The sequence below is a fragment of the Variovorax sp. YR750 genome, from assembly GCF_900109805.1.
Classification (GTDB): domain Bacteria; phylum Pseudomonadota; class Gammaproteobacteria; order Burkholderiales; family Burkholderiaceae_C; genus Variovorax; species Variovorax gossypii.
This window is the reverse complement of sequence record NZ_FOBJ01000006.1, coordinates 200,937-220,029: the sequence shown is the minus strand read 5'-3', so window position 1 is coordinate 220,029 and position 19,093 is coordinate 200,937. Positions and strand designations below refer to the sequence as shown.

The following is a 19,093-nucleotide window of genomic DNA, read 5'->3' as shown; positions in this document are numbered from 1 at the left end:
CCGGCGTACTGTGCATCAAATCGGATGCGCGACGGCTGCAGGCGCCCGGCGCTGATAGGAATAGGCAAACCAAACATTGCTTCAGGAATGGCTCGCGGCGCTCGCGATTCCGAGAATCGCTGCATGAAAAACACCAGGACATTCTTCATCACGGGCGTGAGCAGCGGCTTCGGTCGTGCCATCGCCAGCGCGGCGCTGCAAGCCGGTCATCGCGTCGTCGGAACCGTTCGTACGGAGCAGGCCGCCGCGGACTTCGAGGCGCAAGTCCAGGGAGATTCGCACGTGCAGCTGCTCGACGTGACGCAGTTCGACACCGTCGCCCCGCTGGCCGCCGCCGTCGAGGCGGAGTTCGGGCCGGTGGACGTGGTGATCAACAACGCAGGATATGGCCATGAGGGCATCCTGGAGGAATCGCCGCTCGACGAGATGCGCCGCCAGTTCGACGTCAACGTCTTCGGCGCGGTGGCCGTCATCAAGGCCTTCCTGCCGTTCATGCGCCAGCGCCGGCGCGGCCACATCGTCAACATCACGTCGATGGGCGGCTACATCACGATGCCCGGCATCGGCTACTACTGCGGCAGCAAGTTCGCGCTCGAGGGGATTTCGGAGACGCTGGCGAAGGAGGTGAAGGGCTTCGGCATCGCGGTCACGGCTGTCGCCCCAGGCTCGTTCAGGACGGACTGGGCCGGCCGCTCGATGGTCCGCAGCGCGCGCTCCATCGGCGACTACGACAGCCTGTTCGACCCGATCCGGCAATCGCGCATGGACAAGAGCGGCAGGCAGCTGGGCGATCCGGACAAGGCCGCGGCGGCGATCCTCGCGCTGGTGGAGATGCCGCAACCGCCTGAGCACCTGCTGATCGGCAGCGACGCGCTCGGGCTGGTGCGGGCGAAGCTCGACGCCATGCAGGCGAGCCTGGCGAACCATGAAGCACTGACGCGCTCCACCGACATTGCCTGATGCCGCGCCCCGCGCCGGCTCGTGGAAGGCTGCGTTCAGGAGTACGACTACCGGCGCTGCGTGCATCGTTGCGCGCCCGGCCAGGTCGTGGAGCATTGAACTAAAGTCCAATGCTCCAGAAAAACAACCCCGGACCGCTTCATGCCCACCGTTCTGCTGATCGACGATCACGCGATGTTCCGCGAGGGCCTGGCGCTCACGCTGCGTCAGGAAGACGCCAGCCTGGTGATCGAGACAGCCGGCTCCGGCGCGGAAGCGCTGGCGGTGCTTGCGAACATGCCATCGACGCCGGAGCTCGTGATGACGGACTTCTACCTGCCGGACCTGGCGGGCGCCGCGCTGCTGGGCTCATTGCGGCGCTGCCGCGCCGGGCTGCGCATCCTCGTGCTGTCGGCCTCCGAAGATCCGCAGGACGTGGAAACCGCGCTCGCGGAAGGCGCGCACGGCTTCGTGCACAAGTCGGCCGACAGCAGGCAGCTCATGGATGCGCTGCGCCGCGTGATGCAAGGGCAGCACGGCGTCGTTCTCGCGTCTCCGGGCGGTCCGGCGTCGATGCCGATCCTGTCGGACCGGGCGGATCCGCTGGCCCGCCTGTCCGCGCGCCAGACCGAGGTGCTGCATCTTCTGTGCGAAGGACTGCGCAACGCCGACATCGCGGCCCGCCTGAGCACCACCGAGCGGACCGTGAAGGCGCACATCTCGGCCATCTTCGGGGCGCTCGAGGTCGACAGCCGCACGCAGGCCGTGATCGCGGCACGGCGCGCCGGCCTGATGGGCCGACCCAGATAGGCGCCCCGCCGCACGCATCAACGCATGCCCCATCCTTCCGTTTCATCTTCCCCGACTTCGTCGCTCGAGAGCCAGCAGATCTTCGACGTGCAGCTCGGCGTGCTGCTGCGCAGCTTTCCGTTCGCACTGGCGGGCTCGGTCATTGCCGCCTGCGTGGTCTCGTACGCGATGCTCGCCGTGGTTCCGAGAACCCAGGTGATCGGCTGGCTCGCGATCACACTGCTCGTCGCCAGCTTCCGCCTCGGCGCCATGCTGCACTACCGCCGCGTGCGCGGCCGCCCCGGTGCCGGCAGCCGGTGGCTGCGGCAGATGGTGACCGGAAACATCGCCTCGGGCACGCTGTGGGGACTGCCGTTTGCCTACTGGACATTCTTCGTCCCGCTCGAGTACCAGTTCTTCTTCATCGTGGTCCTGTTCGGCCTCGGCACCGGCGCCATCTACTCGAACTACATGGTGCTGCCGGCCGTCTACGGATTCGTGATGCCGACCTTCGCGCCTCCGTTCATCGCACTGGCGGTTCAACCCTCGGCCGTCAACCTGGCGCTGGTGACGGGCGGCATCGCGTACGTGGTGGCCACCATCGCCTTCATCCACCGGATGAACAGCACTCACCTGAATGCGCTGCGGCTGAGCTACGAGAACCTCGCGCTGCTGCAACAGGTGCGCCTCGAGAAGGAAGCGGCCGAACGCAGCGATCTGGAGAAGTCGCGCTTTCTCGCGGCGGCGAGCCACGACCTTCGGCAGCCGGTGCATGCGATGAGCCTCTTCCTCGGCCTGCTGGCGAACGAGAGGCTCTCGACGCACGGGCGCTATCTGGTCGAGAACATCACCAGGGCCAGCGCGGCGATGGGCCACCTGTTCGACGCCCTGCTCAACATCTCGCGGCTCGATGCGGGGGTGATACATCCGCGCCTCGAGAACATCCAGCTCGACCGGCTGCTGGACCAGATCCGCGCGGAGTACACGCCGCAGGCGCGGCAGAAGGGCCTGGCCCTGACGGTGCGCCGCAGCGCGGCGCTCGTTCACTCCGACCCCGTGCTGCTGGACCGCATCCTGCGCAACCTCGTCAGCAACGCCATCGCCCACACATCGAGCGGACGCGTGCTGGTGGGATGCCGCAGGCGCAACGGCGCCATCCGCGTCGAGGTCTGGGACACCGGCCCGGGGATTCCGCAGCGCGAGCACGAACGCATCTTCTGGGAGTTCCATCAGCTGCAGAACCCCGAGCGGGACCGCAGCAAGGGCCTGGGACTCGGCCTGTCCATCGTCCGCCGCACGGTGGCGCTGCTGGGGCATTCGCTCGCGCTCCGGTCGATCGAGGGAAAGGGCACGGCCTTCCTGCTGGAGGTCGAGGCGCATCGCGTGTCCGTCGCGCCCTCTCCCGCGGCGCCGGAAGAGACGCAGGCCGAAAGCCGACGACAGGCTCTCGCCATCGAGCCTGCCAAGGGGCAGCTGATACTGGTGATCGACGACGACGCGCAGAACCGCGAGGGCCTGCAGCTGCTGCTGGAAAGCTGGGGCCATCGCGTGGTGGCCGCCGCGGGCGGCGCCGAGATGGTCGAACGAATCGCCGCTGTGCCCGGCAAGCCGCGGCTCATCGTGAGCGACTACCGTCTGCGCGAACACGAGACGGGCATCCAGGCCATCGACCGCCTGCACGAGGAATACAACGACGAGGCCATCCCCGCGCTGCTGGTGAGCGGCGACACCGATCCGGCACGGCTCATCGAAGCCGCGGCCCGCTCGATTCCGGTGCTGCACAAGCCCGTCGAGGTGGACACCTTGAAGAGCTGGGTCGAGAAGCGGCTCGCCGCGGGCGAAGCGCCTTGATGGCGATGAGCAGCCTGGCCGGCGCAGGCGGTCGGCATTGCTTGTCCGATCGCCTGCGCCCTGCCTGAAAGCGCTGCCTGAGGAGCCCTACCAGAGCACCTTCACGCCCACGCTGGCGTTGACGCCGCTGCTGTTGCGCGCATCGCCGCTCATGTCCCACAGCTGGCCCAGTTCGCCATACAGGCTGGTGCTGCGGCTCAATTGCCAGGAGGCGCCCACCGCCAGTTCGCCGCTGCTGCCGCCCGTGCGCGTGGCGATGTCCGCGAAGCCGGCCGGACCGGTGAAGCGCGCAACGTCGGTGCCGCCGCCCGAGTAGTAGAGGTTCAGCCGCGCATAGGGCTGCAGCAGGCCCGCGCTGGTGTCGATCTCGCCCTTGACCCGCACGCCGGCGCGCACGAGCCAGCCGTCGTGGCTGTCCTGGCGGATCAGCGCGCCGACGATGCCGGTGTCGTCCAGGCTCACGCGCTGGTGCACCAGCTGCAGCTGCGGCTCGATGGTCCAGCCGGCAGCGATGCCGAATGGCTGGCCCACTTCGATCGACGCCAGCAGGCTGCTGCCCTTTCCGCTGCTCGCCAGTCCCAGCGTGGGCGATGCCGTGTACCGGTGGCGACCGCCCTGCAGCACGCCGTCGACATACAGGCCGCCGTCGTTCTTCCAGGTTCCATAAACGCCGAAGTACTGGTTCTTGAGGTCGTTGGTGCCCACGCCGAGGTTGAGCAGGCCGCTGGCGAAGCCGTTGACGCGCATGTCGCCGTCGAGCTGGCCGACGTAGACGCCGGCGCGCCAGTGGGCGTCGGCCCACAGGTCGGTGCCGGCCTGGAAGCCGGTGAGACGACCTTCGCTGGTGGGGCTCACGGTGCCGGTCTGGCTGGTGGTGCGATCGGTGCTGATGACACGGCCCCACGCCTGGCGATAGCTCTGGCCGGAGATGGCGGGGCCTGCGTCGTTGGTGGCAGGACGGCCACTGTCGCCCATGCGGATGTGCAGGCTGCCAAGCATCGACAGGTTGGCCTGGCGGAACTGCTCGGGCAGCACTGCGTACAGCGGCACTTCGGCGCGATAGGCCGGCACGACCACGCCGCTTCCACCTGCGTTGACCGGCGGCACCGCCGTGACAGTCGAGCGCAGATACCAGTTTTCGCCCGCGCCGTTTGCGTCGGCCGCGTACAGCCGGTACTCGTAGGCACCGGCATCGACGTGACCGCCCGCCAGCGCGAAGGCGTTCTTCGTCGTCTGCGCGGTGGTGGTTGCCCCGTTGATCGCGCTGATGACTTCGATGCCGTTGCCGGTAGTCAGCGCGCCGAGGCCACCCAGATTGGTGACCTGCACGTTGGTCGTGCCGCTGGCAATGGCGGTCGCGCCGCTGAGCACGAGCTTGTCGCTTGCGCTGCTGCTGTCGCCCAGCGCTGTGCCCAGGCGCAGCGTGCCGCCGTTGCCGACCCATGCGCCGGTGACGGTGAGCGTGGTGCCCGGCGTCGTGCCGGCGAGGCTCACCGTGCCGCTGTTGTTCACGGATGCCAGGGTCTGGCTGCGGCCCGCCAGGTCGAGCGTCGCGCCATTGCCGACGACGGTCGCACTCTTCGAGCTGAAGGTGTTCACTGCGCCGGCGCGCAAGGTGCCTTGCGTCACGGAGGTGGTGCCGCTGTAGCTGTTCGTGCCGGAGAGCGTGAGCACGCCGGCACCGGACTTGACGACGCCTCCCGTGCCCGTGATGGCACCGGCGTAGGTGCTGTCGCCGGCCTGGTCGACGGTGAGGGTCCGGGCGTTCAGCGCCACGGTGCCGCCTGTGCCGGAAAGGCTGGAGGCGGTGAGGTCCCAGGTGCCCAGGTCGAGCGTGCCGCCGTTGACCGTGTATGCGGTGTTCTGCACGAAGGCACCCGCGCTGCCGGCCAGCAGCCGGCCGGCCTGCACGACGGTGCCGCCGGTGTAGGTGTTGGTTCCTGTCAGCGTCGTGGTGCCCGCGCCCAGCTGCTGGAGGACACCGCCGCCGCTGATGGCGCCGGCGAAGCCGAAGGCATTCGAATGGTTGATGGCCAGCGTGGCGTTGTTGACGACATTGCCGGCGATCGAGCCGGTGGTGCCGCCGTTGCCCAGTTGCAGCGTGCCTGCGGTGATGGTGGTGCCGCCGGAGTAGGTGTTGGCCCCCGTCAGCGCGGTCGTGCCGCTGCCGATCTGATTGACTGCGACGAACTCTTCGATCGGCACCGCGAATTCGTAGTTACTCGCGTTGTGGTTGAAGTTGATCGTCGATTGGCCGGCACTGGAGGTGATCTTGCCTGCCGTCACGAAGCCGGGCGCGGCGGGGGCACTGCCCACCGGGGCGCCGATGTTCAACGTCGCTACGCCAGTCGCCGAACTGGCCATGAAGAGGGTGTTAGTCCCGTTGGTGCCCGAAGTCAGCTTGGCTCCGTCTGCCACAGTGACAGTTGCAGTCCCTGAACCGCCCATACTCAGATTGTTGTTGATGCTGCCGAAGACAGACCCTGCACCGGTCACGGTCGCAGTGAAGACGTCGCCCGCCCTGAAACCCACTTGCACCGTGTTGGCCCCGACGAAGCCGCCGGCGGAAACCTCCAGCGTGCCGGCATGGTGGTAGTAGCCGCCGGCACCGACGGATCGCAAGGAAGAACCGGTGCCACTCACCACTACGTCAGTGACGCCGCCGTTCGCCGCGCCGTTGCCGCCCCCCAAGTTGGCGTTGGTACCGAGCGAAATCGTGCCGCCACCCGTCACGTTGATGGTGGCCGAGCCCGCCCCGGTGTTCAGGTTGGTGACCGACAGAGTGGCACCGCTCCCCTGAGCGACCACGCTCCCGATCGTGTTGGCGGCAGCCCCCACCTGGATCGCGCTGCCTTGATAGGTCGCACCAGCCTGGACGTCCAGCGACGCTCCGGTGGCCGACCCGATGGTTGTGGCAAAAGTGCCGGTATTGACCGTCACATTCGCCTTGATCTGAGGAAGCGTCGTCGTGACCGTAATGGCCTTGGTGACGGTGATGGTGGAACTCAGGTCCGGGCTGGCATTGGCGTCGTTGATGGCCGTGATCAATTCCGCCTCGCTGGCGGCGGTGAAGGTCGCAGCCTGTGCGACTCCGCCGGCGGCCAACGCGGCCAGTGCCAGGGTCGCGCTTGCGGTGGCGGTACGCCGCGAGCCGCTTGCCTTGCCGCCTCGCTTTGCAGGCACGTTCTCAGCCGCCGCCACATGGGCGCCCAGCGCCAAATTCCATACCGTTCTGTAACACAAATTCATCCGATGATCCTTGCTGTAAAACCAATTTCTCCCAATGAAAAGTGCTTGGCTTCTGCTTCTTTGTATTCATTTTCATATTACATATGAAACAAAATGCATCGCACCGAGTCCGGCAGTTTCCTGCCGTCGCTGCGGGTCTTTCGGATCGAGGGTGGAGAAGCAGCAGCGAGGCTCGACGTGCTGCGTACAGGGGTTGAAACCGGGTCGGTTTGCGGCGCCTTTATCGAATCGATGCAGTTCGAGGCGACAGCTGCTTTCGCGAGGGCGTTGCATCCACCGGGAGTCGGTGCGCGTCGAATATCCGACTGGTCGTCGGCCACCATCGCAATACCCGGGCCTCATCGAGAATCCTCTTCGCCCGGTATCCTCGACGACTCGTCGCAGTCGATCCGGAAGAGCTGCCCAGCGCAAGTTCAGGCCACGGACTCCTGCCACGACCAACCGTTCGCAGCACCTGTGCTGGACGGCCAAGAACAAGGCCCCTTCCCGGCCACTGCCGCGAGACACGACCCGAACATGCAATCGACCGGAACCCTGCGCGGCATCGCCGCGATGCTGTTGGCCTGCGCCTTCTTCGCCTGCATGGACGCGGTGCTCAAGAACTTGGCCGGGCACTACCCGCCGGTGCAGGTGATGGCACTGCGCGGCCTCACTGCCCTGCCGCTGGTGTGCCTTTACATCGTCTGGCGACGCGAGACGGCCGGCGTCTTCAACCGCCGCCTGCGCTGGCCGCTGCACCTGCTGCGCACCGCGCTCAACATGACGATGCTCGTGCTCTTCGTCCATGGCCTGAAGACCCTGGGCATGGCCGAGGCCTATACGCTCACCTTCATCGCTCCGCTGCTGATGGTGCTGATCGCCGTGCCCATGCTGGGCGAATCGATCCAGCCGCGGCACTGGATCGCCATCGGGCTGGGCTTCGCCGGTGTCGTGATCGCGCTGCGGCCCGAACAGGGCGCCTTTCTCTCGACGGGTGCGCTGGCGATCCTGGTGGCAGCGGCCTGCTATGCGCTGTCGAACATGCTGGGCCGGCTCATCAGCCGCACCGAGCCGAGCTCCTCGCTGGTCTTCTGGACCACGTTCGGCATGGCCGTGGGCGGCAGCCTGGCATCGGCGCCGCAATGGGTGCCCATCCAGTCACAGCACATGTGGCTGCTTGCGGGCCTGGCCATCAGCGGCTTCCTGGGCCAGGTGGCCATCGCCGAGGCCTTCCGCCATGGCCAGGCCGCCGCCATCGCTCCCTTCGAATACAGCGCCCTCGCCTGGGCGCTGCTGTTCGACTGGGTGTTCTGGCAGGCCGCGCCCGATGCATGGACGCTGGGCGGCGGGGCGTTGATCGTGGCGAGCGGACTCTGGCTGGCGCGGAGCGAGGCGCCGAGGTCTGCACGCGAGAAGCAGCAGGCGGCCTGAACCGCGGCGCACCGCGGGCCACAATCGTCCTCGATCAACCACGGTCTCCCGCTCCCCGCATCTGCTCCGCAGCCATGGCCCACCTACCCGCATCCGCCACCGACGACGACCTCATCGCATTCGCCGACGAATGGGCGAGGCTGATGGAGGCCGAAGACTACGTCGCCGCCTATGAGTTCACCGCGCACGAGCCGTCCATGCAATGGACGCCGGCGCTCATCGGACAGGTCGTCAAGTCGTACGGCGAATGCAACGCCGGCCAGAAGGTCACGCTGAACGGAGAACCCACCGACATCTCCCAGCGAAAGGAAGTCACGCGCTGGCAGGAGAACGGCCGTGGATGCATCGGCGAGATCTGGTACGACCTGAACATCGACGGGTATGTCTCCGACCTCACCGCGACCTTCGACATCGAGGAAGGCCCGGACGGGCTGACGGTACGGCTGAACGACATCCACGTGATGTAGCTCCTGTCGTCGCGGCATCCGGCCAAGGCGGGCCCTTCCGAACAAGCACTTGGCAAATGACATCCGAAGAAGTATTTCAAGCAACAGAAGAATGGAGCGGCTGCGCCATCTCGTCTCCCTTGCGGGCGATGCTGCTCGGAATCAACGACACCTCCATCGGCGAGCTCGCGTACTTCTATGCGCTCGCCGATCTTCTCGAGCGCAACGAGACCTACGAGACCCGCGAGTACTGCCCCGGCTGGCTGACGATCGGCGACGACGGCGGAGGCAGCGCCATCGTCGTGGCTCCGGACAAGTGGCCGACGCCCGTGTACCTGGTGGGCCACGGCAGCATGTCTCGCGCCGACTTTGTCGAAGTGGCCGACGACCTCGATGAGTGGGTACGGTCGGGCTGCAAGCTCTAGACCGACAGGCAAAGGATCTTCGGCTCGCGCGGTGCAAGCCGAAGCCCCCCGGCCCCGATCAAGGCGCCAGCGTGAGCTTGTAGATCTGATTGCCGTTGGATGCGCCCACGTAGACGGTCCCGTCGCTGGCCACCGCCAGGCCGATCGGGAAGTTGAACGCGAGTGCCGTGCCGTTGCTGTCCCGCAGCGTGGTGATCTCTCCCGCAGGCGTGACCACGCGCGCCACGCCGTCCCAGGCATGGGTCAGGAACACGTTGTCATGCGCATCCACCGTCACGCCGTAGGAGTAGCCGAGCTTGGCCGGCGTGGCGGCCGTTCCGTCGATCACGCCGCCGTTGGCGCAATCGCCCAGCAGCGTGCTCACCGTGGCGCTGGCCACGTCGATCTTGCGCAGGCACAAGCTGTCGGTGTCCGTGTCATACAGCGTGCGGCCATCGCGGCTGATCGCCAGGCCCTGCGGGCGGGCAAACTGGGCGGCCGTGCCGACCCCGTCCAGGTTGGCCTGCGTGCCATCGCCCGCAAGCGTGCTCGTGGTGCCATCGGCCGCGACCTTGCGCACGCGCTTGTTTCCCAGGTCTGCCACGAAGAGATTGCCTGCGCCGTCGAGCGCGATGCTGGCGGGGTTGCTGAACATCGGAACGGCCGGGCTGTCGGCGTACCCGCTGGTGCCGTCGCCGACCCAGGTGCTGTAGGTCGTGGCGTTGGCAGCGATCTTGTTGATGCGATGCTGGTCGCTCACATACAGAGTGCCGTCGGTTGCCAGTGCCAGGCCATACGGCGTGTTCATGGTCGTTCCCGGCGTCACTTCCGCGCCGCTGCCGCTCGCCGTGTCGATCCTGTAGACAGAGCCGTTGCCGCCCATGGCCACGTAGAGGTTGGCGCCGCTGGCATCGAGCACGAGCTGATAGGGATGGTTGTATGTCACCCCCGTGGTCGCCAGCACGTTGGCGACCCAGGGCTTGACTGTCAGCGTGGCGGCACGGCTGGTCACGCTGCCATCGGCGCCAGTAACGCGCACGCGCAGTTGCTGGCCGCTGTCGGCCAGTTGATTGGCGCCAGTGGTGAAGCTGTCGCCCGTGGCACCGGAGACATCGGTCCAGCTGGCACCGCCATCGACGCTGCGCTGCCACTGGTAGGTCGTGGCATGCGCGGCCTGTACCTTCAACGTGGCGGCCACACCCTGGCCAATAGTGGTATCCGATGGCTGCGCCGTGATGGAGGGCGTGGTGTCTTCCGGCGCGGGCGCGGGTGCCGGCGTTCCCTGCGAAGCAGGCGCTGGCGCAGGAGCGACAGCGAAGCCGGGGAAGCCCCCGCCTCCACCCCCACCGCCACCACAGGCCGCCAGCAGGAGATTCGTCATGAGCAGCGCGGCTGGTGTACGCCATGCACGGGAAACGGTACGAGTGGTATTCATGATGGGCCTTCCTTGTTTCAAGTGGAGTGAACGAGAAGGCTCCACGGTAGGGTCGGCTACCCCCGCGATCCAGTGTCGAAGGTCATCGCAACGCGCAGAAAAAAAGATGCTCAGGCGCGCATGCGGGCGTGCGTCGCATCGTGTGTCGTCAGCGATGCAAGGGCCTGCAGGAGCCTGTCGGCGGCCACCGGCTTGAGCAGCACCTGCAAGCCGGAGTCGAGCATCTGCTGCTGTCGCTGCGGCGCGGTTTCCCCGGTGATCAGCAGCACCTGCAGGCCAGGGCCATGGCGCGAGCGCAGCCGCTGCGCCGCGGCCAGTCCGTCGGCACCGTCGGCCAGCCGCACGTCGCACAGCAGCACGTCGACAGGAGAACTTCCACGCCCGGCGCGCGCCAGCACGGCCTCGGCTTCCGCCTCTCCGGCCACCGCGTCGATGGTCACGCCGTGGGCCTGCAACAGCCCGGTGACTGCCTGCCGTATCGCGGCTTCATCGTCGATGAGCAACACGCGCCGCGGCAGCGGCAAGGCGGCACCCGGGCATGCGGCGAGCGGCACGACACCCGAAGCCATAACCGCCGGAAGCACCAGGCGAAAGCGGCTGCCGCGATGCAGGCGGGAGCGCACCTGCAGCGGATGCGCCAGCAGGCGCGAGAGCCGCTGCACGATGGACAGGCCGATGCCCAGCCCCTTCGCCCGATCGCGCCCCGGATTACCGATCTGGTAGAACTCGTCGAAGATGCGGCCGAGGTGCTCGTCAGCGATGCCGATGCCGGTGTCGCACACGTCGATCCACACCAGCGACCCGCGTGCACGGGCGGCCACCACCACGCCGCCGCGCGACGTATATTTCAGCGCGTTGTCCACGAGGTTGGACAAGAGCCGCTGCAGCAGCTGCGGATCGCTCAGTACCCAGCAAGGCGTGGCACGCAGCCGCAGTTGAAGATCGCGGTCGGCCGCCTGCGCCACGAACACATTGTTGAGCGCGAGGAACAGCGGATTGAGCTCCACGGGTCGAATCTGCGGCGCCACCTCGCCGGCATCCAGCCGCGAGATGTCGAGCAGGATGTCGAGCGAATCGCCGAGCGTTCCGACCGCATCCATCAGCCGCACCGCGTGGTCCCATTCCTGGGTGCCCTTGAGCTTCTTCTCGATGACGGCGCCGAACAAGGCGATGGCGTGAAGGGGCTGCCGCAGATCGTGGCTCGCTGCCGCAAGGAAGCGTGTCTTCTCCTCGCTCGCACGCTGGGTAGCGGCAATCTGGTGGCTCAGCTGCTCGGCCAGCGCCTCCTTCTCGAAACGCATGGTCAGCGCGGCGGTCAACAGCCGATGATGCTGCAGCGCGAACATGATCATCACGCACATGTACAGCAGGCAGCCTGTGGCCAGGAAGAGGTGCGTGTTGTCCCCGCGCCAGGCCAGCGCCAGGGTCAGGCTCGCCATGCTGGGCACGATGAAGCGCGGAATGTTGCGCTTGAGAACCGCCAGCGACAGCGCACCGCCTGCGCAGCCGCCCATCATCATCACGATGACCATCACCCAGAGTCCCAGGTTGCGCCCCGGCGGAACGCAAAGCCAGGGCGCCAGGCCCCAGACGCAGGAGCGCAGCAGCACGTTGCGCGCATTGAAGCGCGCCCAGTACTCGGGATGGGCCGCCGCATCGGGGCTGCGCCGATACCGCCGGTAGGCGCGCCGCAGCGTCAGCGTCAGGTGCAGCGCCATCCACAGCAGGACCTGCCAGCGCCACGTCGCCACGAACAGGCCGATGCCCAGCGACTGCGCCGTGAGGAAGTCCGCGAGATAGGCAGCCGGCGCATTGGCATGGACCGCGGCCACCTGCTCGCGCAGCACGCGTTCGGCCAGCTCGGGCGGATGCGGGTCATTCATCGCAGGCATGCCGGCATCGCCACGTTCAAGGCCGCATGTCGCGCAGAGATCACTTCAGGCTGCTGATGAGCTGGGCTCGCGAGCGCATGCCGAACAGCAACAACAGGGTGGACACATGGTTCTTGACCGTGCCCTCGGTCAGGTGCGAGAGCTGCGCGATCTCCTTGTTCGACTTGCCGGACAGCAGCCAGTCGAGGATCTCGACCTGGCGCGCATTGAGCTGCGGCTGCTGCTCGTCGGCCGCCGTCGCCGGCATGGCGCTAACGGCGACCGGGGACGGCAACGGGGGCGGCGATGCCGGCAGAGCGACCAGATCGTTGTCCCTCACGTAGCGCAACACCTCGCCCAGGTGGCCCGTCTTGGGCAGGAAGGCCTGCGCGCCGAGTGCCATCACCCCTTGCGTCAGCGCATGGCTGTCCTTGCCCGAGAGCACGACCACACGCGATGCGGGAAAGGCGCGCTTGAAGCGCACCAGGGTATCCAGCCCCTGGGAATCGGGCAGGTCGAGATCGAGCAGCACCAGGAGATGCGAGGTGAGGTGGAACTCGTACAGGCGCAATGCATCGGCCAGGGAGCGTGCCTCGTGCACCGGCACGCTGCCGGTCTCCGCCAGCAAGAGCGCCCGCAGGCCCAGGCGCACCAGCTCGTGGTCGTCGACCACCAGGATGCCCCGCGCCGGTATGGAAACGCCGGTCTCGCTGCGCAACGGAGCGAGATGCGGCGGCAACGATGTGGCAGTGGCCATGATGCGGGCATCTTAGGGCGGGCATTCACGAACCCGAAATGACCAAAGTCATGAGATCCGCACTCCTGTTGCGTGCAGCCACTGCCATGACGACACACAAACGCTGCTCGACCTGATGAACGATCAAGTCGACCTCGCGTTGCTCACTACCGGTTCGATGCCCACTTCCACGAGGGAAAGAAGGGGTAGAAGCATCTTTCTGCCTGGCAACAGATTTCTGTCTACGATGCCGGACGCGCCCTCCCTCTCGAATTCATTTGCCGCCCAAATGGGAAGGCATACGCAAGAAGGCATATGCCTTCAGAAAGCCCCTCGCGAGGCGTGCAAGGCAACCGGCACGCGAACCGGCACGGCCGTTGAAGAAAGGACCCGAGGACATGACAGTCAAGCGAATGGACAACGTCCTGATCGTCGTCGACGATCTCGAAGCGGTGAAGGCGTTCTTCATCGAACTGGGCCTCACGCTCGAGGGCCAGACCACGGTCGAAGGGGCCGCTATCGGAAGCCTCATAGGGCTGGGAGACGTCCGGGCCACTCTCGCAATGCTGCGCACTCCCGATGGGCAGGGAATCGAGCTGGACAAGTTCCACACGCCGGATGCAATCAGGTTCGGGCCCGTGGATGCGCCGGTGAATGCACTGGGCCTTCGCCGCGTCATGTTCGCCGTCGATGACATCGATGCCGTCGTTGAGCGAATACAGGCGCACGGCGCGGAACTCATCGGGCGGATGCAGTACGGGGAGTCGTACCGGCTTGCCTATATTCGAGGGCCCGAGGGCATCATCGTCGGGCTTGCCGAGCAGCTAGGCTGAGAGCGGGCAGCGGCCACAGGAAGAAAAAAGCCCCTGCCGCCTGGCAAGCAGACGACAGGGGCAAACAGGCATCAGCCTTTCAGCCGAGCACCTCGGTCACGATGCCCGCGCCGACGGTCTTGCCGCCTTCGCGCATCGCGAACCGCATGCCGTTCTCGATGGCCACAGGCTTGTTCAGCTCGAAGCTGATCTGCGCCTGCGCGCCCGGCTCGACCATGCCGGTCTCGGTGTCGACTCGGATGACACCCGTCACGTCGGTCGTGCCGAAGAAGAACTGCGGCTGGTAGCCGGAGCCGAACGGCGTGTGGCGACCGCCTTCGTCCTTGCCGAGAACGAAGATCTGCGCACGCCCCGTCCGATACGGCTTCAGCGCACCGGGCTTCACCACGACCTGGCCTCGCACGACATCGTCGCGCTTGACCCCGCGCAGCAGCAGCCCGACGTTCATGCCGGCCCGAGCCTCGGCGACGTCCTTGTGGAAGGACTGCACGCCGGTCACGACCACCTGGCCTTCGCCCCCAGAGCTGAGGCCGACGATCTCCAGGCTGTCACCGACCCGGATCACTCCGCGCTCGACACGGCCGCTGACCACGGTGCCGCGGCCCGTGATGGTGTGCACGCCTTCGACGGGCATCATGAACGGCGCGCCGTAGTCGCGCACCGGATCGGGAATGCACGAGTCCAACGCACCCACGAGTTCGACGATGCATTGCACGTCAGAACCTTCGAGCTCGCCGCGTTCCGCGGCGGCCAAGGCCTTCAGCGCGCTGCCGAAGACGAAGCGGGCATCGCGGTATCCGTGCGCAGCGAGCAGCGCGCCGATCTCCATTTCGATCAGCTGCTCAATGTCCGCGCGATCGCTTTCCGCGACGAGGTCCATCTTGTTCACGAACACCACCATGTGGCCGACGTTCACCTGGCGCGCGAGCAGCACATGCTCGATGGTCTGCCGCGCGGCACCTTCGGTGCCGTCGACCAGCAGGATCGCGCCGTCCATCTGCGAGGCGCCGGTGATCATGTTCTTGATGTAGTCGGCGTGTCCCGGGCAGTCGATGTGCGCGTAGTGTCGGCTGTCCGACTCGTACTCGACGTGCGAGGTGTTGATCGTGATGCCGCGCTCGCGCTCTTCCTTCGCGTTGTCGATCTGTCCATAGGACAGAGCGCGGCCGCCGGTGCGTGCGGCCTGCACGAAGGTAAGAGCAGCCGTCAGCGTCGTCTTGCCGTGGTCGACGTGACCGATGGTTCCGACGTTCACATGAACCTTGTTCATCATGTTTTTCTCCAGTTTGAGATTTGAAAAGCCATCCGATTCGCTGGCCAGGCGAAACATCCGGCGGGTTGTCGGCGCGCGCGCCAGACTCGGGGTGCCCGCCATGCGGACAAAAGAAAAAAGCCTGCCGGGTGGACCACCCGACAGGCTTTCTTCTCTTGCCTGAAGGATGGACCTCCAGGCGCACGAGGGCCAGGAGGCTCTACACGAACCACTCCGCGAAGTCGAAGGACAGCGCTGCGCTTGCAGCGCATGCGGCGAAAGGCAGTTCTCGTTCGGTGCTCATGTCCATCTCTCCAGCGAAGCAGGTGGAAAACAAAAGACCCGGTGGCTTGAGGCCTACCGGGTCTTGTGAAACTCAGGAGGCCGAGCCTCCGGGTGCAAAGGCTCTATCTACGAAAGCGATTCGGCGCCAAAAGCGCGCAGCGAAGCCGCCGCAAAGGTGCGGGTCATCGATGCGTCTTGCGCGGTCAGGAATTGCTTCATGGGTTTCTGCTGCAGCGACTGTTGGCCGCAGCGCGATGGTTGATCTACAGGGGCGCGAAGGCTAACACCGCCATCGCGATCCGGCAACAGGAGCGTTGCACGCGCGCAGCAAGGGGATTTCTTCGCCGTCTCTTCGGAGCCGCTCTTTCCATGGGCTATGCTGCGCGGCGTTTTTACTTGGAGTGAATCGATGGAAGATGTGAAGATCCTTCAGATCATGCCCGCCGAAGGGTGGGTCGCTGTCTACGACGGCGGCGACGAAGGAGAACTGGAAGAGCCGCTGGCCTGCTTTGCACTGGTGCAGGTCGACTACAAGAATGGCGACGGCATCCAGACCGAAGTGCGCGGAATGGCACCCGACGAAAAGGTCATGGGGTTCGTGGAAGACGCCACCAACTTCGTGACGGTCCGTCGTGCTGAAGAAGCCGACTCGGAAGACGAAGAGGACGGTGAAACCGTCGAATAGGTTTTCCCTGGCAGCGCCGGGGGCCCAAAGACAGACATCAACGGACCCTTGGGGTCCGTTTTTTCATCCAGGGCAGGCAACTGCAGGAACTGGCCGCGTCCCAGTCAAGGGTAAGCGAGCCAGATAAGATAAAGGACTGACTTTTTGCCACGCCGCACCGGACCGCGTGCCGCTGGCTCTCGATCGATCTTTCCAACCCCTGTCGCCCCGCAAATTCGCCGATGAGAAAGGCCCTGTTCCATCCTTCAATCTGGGTAGGCATCAACATGAGCCTTGCCGCGACGCTCGCCAATGCAACGGCGGGAGTGCAAGTTGAAAAGATATCGCGGGACATGCCCGCGGGCGTTGCGCTTCCGGGGCCGGAGGAAGTTCTCCCCGCAAGCGCCGCATCCAGCGCACCCGCCACAGGAGCAGCCTGGCTCAACGATCGAAGAATCAACGCCGTCCGCGCTCAATGGCCCATCGAGGACGACTCCTTGCGCCTCGTGATCATGCATTGGGGTTCCGCCGTGGGCATCGAAGTGCGCTGGGACAGCACTCGCGACTACACGATCACGCCCGAGGCGCGCGCCGGCAAGTTCAGCGGGTCCTTCAAGGATGCGTTGTTCCAGCTCGCGCAGAAGTATCAGATGCTGGATGCACCGCTGCTGCTCGAGTTCTCGGAGGACGGCACCGTTCTTCACGTGCGTGACCAGGAGAGTACCCGGTAGGTCCGTCGCCCCCGATCAATCAGGCCCGCGGATCGAACGACCGCCGCCGTCGCGCCTAGATCTCGCTGAGCACCCCGAAGTCGCTGTCGCCCTGCTGCACGGCATTCACCAGCTGCACCCGGTTGCGCGCGGCGAAGCGGCGGCGCAACTGGCGCATGTGGTAGTCCACGGTATGGGACGACAGGTCCAGCCGGTTGGCGATTTCCTTGTCGCTGCGCCCCTGCAGCAGATGCTGCAGGATGTCCTGCTGCGTGGCCGAGATCTCGATGCGGCCCGCGCCCGGCGCACCGACGATGCGCGTATGGCGCGACACGTACTCGTGCACGCCCAGCCCCAGTATCAGCCCCTGCCCGATCACGCTGTCGCTGATCCAGTCGCTTCCTGGCCTGCGCGACAGCAGGCTGATCACCGTGTGCTGGTTCACGTGCGTGGGAGATGCCAGGCGAAACAGCAGCCCGCTGCGGATGCCGCTGGCATACAGGTCGTCGAGAAACCGCTGCCGCTCTTCGCTCAGCTCGTCCGACGTCTCCGCCGCCAGGGCCTCGAGCTGGGCCACGTCCCACGCTAGCGGAAGGCTCGACGCGGGCACGCCCTGCTGCCTGAGATCGACGCCGCAATGGTTGTGCGCGAAGTAGCGCTTCGTCCATTCGGGGTTCGCGTAGGCGGTGAAGAAGCTCAGCGGCCACCAGTGGCCCCGCATGTACGCCACCGTGCCGTAGCCCAGCCAGTCGAAATCGAGCGCGTGGAGCATGCTGCGCACCAATGCCGTGCGGGCTTCGTTGCTGGGCGCATCCAGCAGGTCGCCGACTATGGCCGGCACGCCGCCGGCATGGGGCGGCGCGCTTCGCGGCAGGTACAGATGTTCTTCGTCATAGAACTGCGGAACCGGATTGGCGGGTTGCTGCTCCGCTTGCGACCGCGACACCGGATCGAAACCCTGCGCCTCGGACGCCGACGCAGGCGAGGCACGATGAAACAAGGTAGACAGAATCATGGAAGGCCTGATGGATGTACCGCCATGCCGGAGAGGGCGACGGACTTGGGCCAAAGTACCGCAAGGGCCTTGTCATCGCCTTGTAAATTTTTAGCTTCCAACGCATTTGCCGGCTCCAGGGTGGGTGGCGACCGGCAATGGCCCGCGGCACGCGCATCCAACTGAGTACCTTCGCCTGAACAATGCGCGTCCTGCGCAGATGCGCGCCCGGCCGAGGCTTCACAGATGCCGGCGGCGCTGGCATGCTGCACATCGCGCGAGGCAAACGCCCGACCTCCGCACACACCCCGGTCCTCCATGGCACTGCCTGCCTCCCAATACTGGCGAGACGCGGATCTCGCTGGTCTTCAATTCACGATCAACCGGTTTCGCCATCGCGAAGTCCGGCCGCACCGGCACGTGGGTTTCACCCTCGCGGTGGCCGACACAGAGCTCCAGGTGCGCAGCGGCACGCGCGTCACCGTGGTGCCGCCGGGCGCACTGTTTCGGATCGCGCCGCATGTCTGGCACTCGGTGCAGGCGCGCTCGCATGCCTGGCGCGAAGACGCCCTCTTCTGCAGCCTTGCCGTGGCACGCTGCATCAGCCCCGCGGACGATGCGCTGCCGCTCGCGCGCGTGGAGAACGATGCGGGCGTCTCGGTGTTCATCGACGCCGCCGCCGCGCTCGAATTCCTCGAATGCCACCGCCTGCTTTTCGTTCCCACGAGCACCGGCGACCCCGAGGACATCGCGGCCGGCCGCGCACTGCTGCGCCGGCGCCTCGCGCAGTGGCTCCCCGCTCCCTCGCCCACGGAGAACGACTCCCTCGACGCGGAACGACCATTCCCCGACAGCGGCGACGAACGCCTGAACCGGCTCTATGCCCTGATCGCATCGGGCTTCCATCAACGCATGACCCTCGACAGCCTGGCCGATGCGGTCGGCTGGCACCCCGTGCACGTGCAGAGGCGCTTCAGCGCGGCCTGGGGCTTCACGCCGCACGAGATGCTGGTGGGCCACCGCATCGAGTACGCGCGCGACCTCATCGCCGGCGGCGCCCACGTCACCTACGCGGCGCATGCGGCGGGCTTCACCGACCAGAGTCATCTGCACAAGACCTTCATGAGCACTTACGCCGTGCTGCCGGGCGACTACCGCAGGCTCGCCGCGCTCGACGCGCTGCAGCCACCCTCTGCCAGGAACGGCATCGCCGGATAGCTCGCGG

Annotated in this window: 16 protein-coding genes; 10 read left to right on the top strand and 6 right to left on the bottom strand. The window is 66.3% G+C overall.

Annotated features, from left to right (window positions below; genetic code table 11):
- Window positions 1–123 precede the first annotated feature (123 nt).
- The 3 genes from BMY35_RS14700 (at window position 124) to BMY35_RS14690 (ending at window position 3,579) form a co-directional block, all read left to right on the top strand.
- Window positions 124–960 carry an oxidoreductase gene (locus BMY35_RS14700; protein WP_093200468.1) on the top strand — a complete coding sequence of 279 codons (837 nt, stop codon included), beginning with the start codon at window positions 124–126 and terminating at the stop codon, window positions 958–960.
- A 141-nt stretch (window positions 961–1,101) separates the two neighbouring features.
- Entirely contained in the window at window positions 1,102–1,749 is a 648-nt protein-coding gene (locus BMY35_RS14695; RefSeq protein WP_093200104.1) for a response regulator, read from the top strand.
- Between the two features lie 24 nt (window positions 1,750–1,773).
- Window positions 1,774–3,579: a hybrid sensor histidine kinase/response regulator gene (locus BMY35_RS14690; RefSeq protein ID WP_093200095.1), complete on the top strand. Its 1,806-nt coding sequence runs from the start codon at window positions 1,774–1,776 to the stop codon at window positions 3,577–3,579.
- A gap of 87 nt (window positions 3,580–3,666) precedes the next feature.
- On the opposite strand, the gene BMY35_RS14685 is transcribed toward BMY35_RS14690, so the two are convergent.
- Entirely contained in the window at window positions 3,667–6,828 is a 3,162-nt protein-coding gene (locus tag BMY35_RS14685) for an autotransporter outer membrane beta-barrel domain-containing protein (RefSeq protein WP_093200092.1), read from the bottom strand.
- 516 nt (window positions 6,829–7,344) lie between these two features.
- Here BMY35_RS14685 and BMY35_RS14680 point away from each other — a divergent pair.
- The 3 genes from BMY35_RS14680 (at window position 7,345) to BMY35_RS14670 (ending at window position 9,109) form a co-directional block, all read left to right on the top strand.
- A complete protein-coding gene (locus BMY35_RS14680) occupies window positions 7,345–8,238 on the top strand; it encodes a DMT family transporter (RefSeq protein WP_093200089.1) in 894 nt (297 codons plus the stop codon).
- Between the two features lie 74 nt (window positions 8,239–8,312).
- Window positions 8,313–8,705: a DUF7668 domain-containing protein gene (locus BMY35_RS14675; RefSeq protein WP_093200086.1), complete on the top strand. Its 393-nt coding sequence runs from the start codon at window positions 8,313–8,315 to the stop codon at window positions 8,703–8,705.
- A 56-nt stretch (window positions 8,706–8,761) separates the two neighbouring features.
- The gene (locus BMY35_RS14670; protein ID WP_371287170.1) at window positions 8,762–9,109 is read left to right on the top strand and encodes an SMI1/KNR4 family protein; all 348 of its coding nucleotides are present in this window, start codon (window positions 8,762–8,764) and stop codon (window positions 9,107–9,109) included.
- A gap of 58 nt (window positions 9,110–9,167) precedes the next feature.
- On the opposite strand, the gene BMY35_RS14665 is transcribed toward BMY35_RS14670, so the two are convergent.
- From BMY35_RS14665 to BMY35_RS14655, 3 genes are all read right to left on the bottom strand, one after another.
- Window positions 9,168–10,523 (bottom strand): NHL repeat-containing protein, encoded by a 1,356-nt coding sequence (locus BMY35_RS14665; protein WP_143080678.1) that lies wholly within the window; start codon window positions 10,521–10,523, stop codon window positions 9,168–9,170.
- Between the two features lie 110 nt (window positions 10,524–10,633).
- Window positions 10,634–12,415: a hybrid sensor histidine kinase/response regulator gene (locus BMY35_RS14660; protein ID WP_093200068.1), complete on the bottom strand. Its 1,782-nt coding sequence runs from the start codon at window positions 12,413–12,415 to the stop codon at window positions 10,634–10,636.
- A gap of 40 nt (window positions 12,416–12,455) precedes the next feature.
- Window positions 12,456–13,151, bottom strand: coding sequence for a helix-turn-helix transcriptional regulator (locus BMY35_RS14655; protein WP_093200065.1), 696 nt, complete (start codon window positions 13,149–13,151; stop codon window positions 12,456–12,458).
- A 377-nt stretch (window positions 13,152–13,528) separates the two neighbouring features.
- Between BMY35_RS14655 and BMY35_RS14650 the strand changes: the two genes are divergently transcribed.
- Window positions 13,529–13,963 carry a VOC family protein gene (locus tag BMY35_RS14650; RefSeq protein WP_093200062.1) on the top strand — a complete coding sequence of 145 codons (435 nt, stop codon included), beginning with the start codon at window positions 13,529–13,531 and terminating at the stop codon, window positions 13,961–13,963.
- Window positions 13,964–14,042: 79 nt separating this feature from the next.
- Here BMY35_RS14650 and tuf read toward each other — a convergent pair whose 3' ends face one another.
- Window positions 14,043–15,236, bottom strand: coding sequence for an elongation factor Tu (tuf, locus tag BMY35_RS14645; RefSeq protein WP_218152992.1), 1,194 nt, complete (start codon window positions 15,234–15,236; stop codon window positions 14,043–14,045).
- A 673-nt stretch (window positions 15,237–15,909) separates the two neighbouring features.
- Between tuf and BMY35_RS14640 the strand changes: the two genes are divergently transcribed.
- Together BMY35_RS14640 and BMY35_RS14635 are read left to right on the top strand one after the other, a co-directional pair.
- Window positions 15,910–16,185, top strand: coding sequence for a hypothetical protein (locus BMY35_RS14640; protein ID WP_093200061.1), 276 nt, complete (start codon window positions 15,910–15,912; stop codon window positions 16,183–16,185).
- 221 nt (window positions 16,186–16,406) lie between these two features.
- Window positions 16,407–16,895, top strand: a complete 489-nt coding sequence (locus tag BMY35_RS14635) for a TcpQ domain-containing protein (protein WP_093200060.1) — start codon at window positions 16,407–16,409, stop codon at window positions 16,893–16,895.
- Window positions 16,896–16,950: 55 nt separating this feature from the next.
- On the opposite strand, the gene BMY35_RS14630 is transcribed toward BMY35_RS14635, so the two are convergent.
- Entirely contained in the window at window positions 16,951–17,889 is a 939-nt protein-coding gene (locus BMY35_RS14630; protein ID WP_093200059.1) for a helix-turn-helix transcriptional regulator, read from the bottom strand.
- Between the two features lie 399 nt (window positions 17,890–18,288).
- Between BMY35_RS14630 and BMY35_RS14625 the strand changes: the two genes are divergently transcribed.
- On the top strand, window positions 18,289–19,086 hold the full coding sequence (locus BMY35_RS14625) for a helix-turn-helix domain-containing protein (protein WP_177213644.1): 798 nt from the start codon (window positions 18,289–18,291) through the stop codon (window positions 19,084–19,086).
- Window positions 19,087–19,093: the final 7 nt, after the last annotated feature.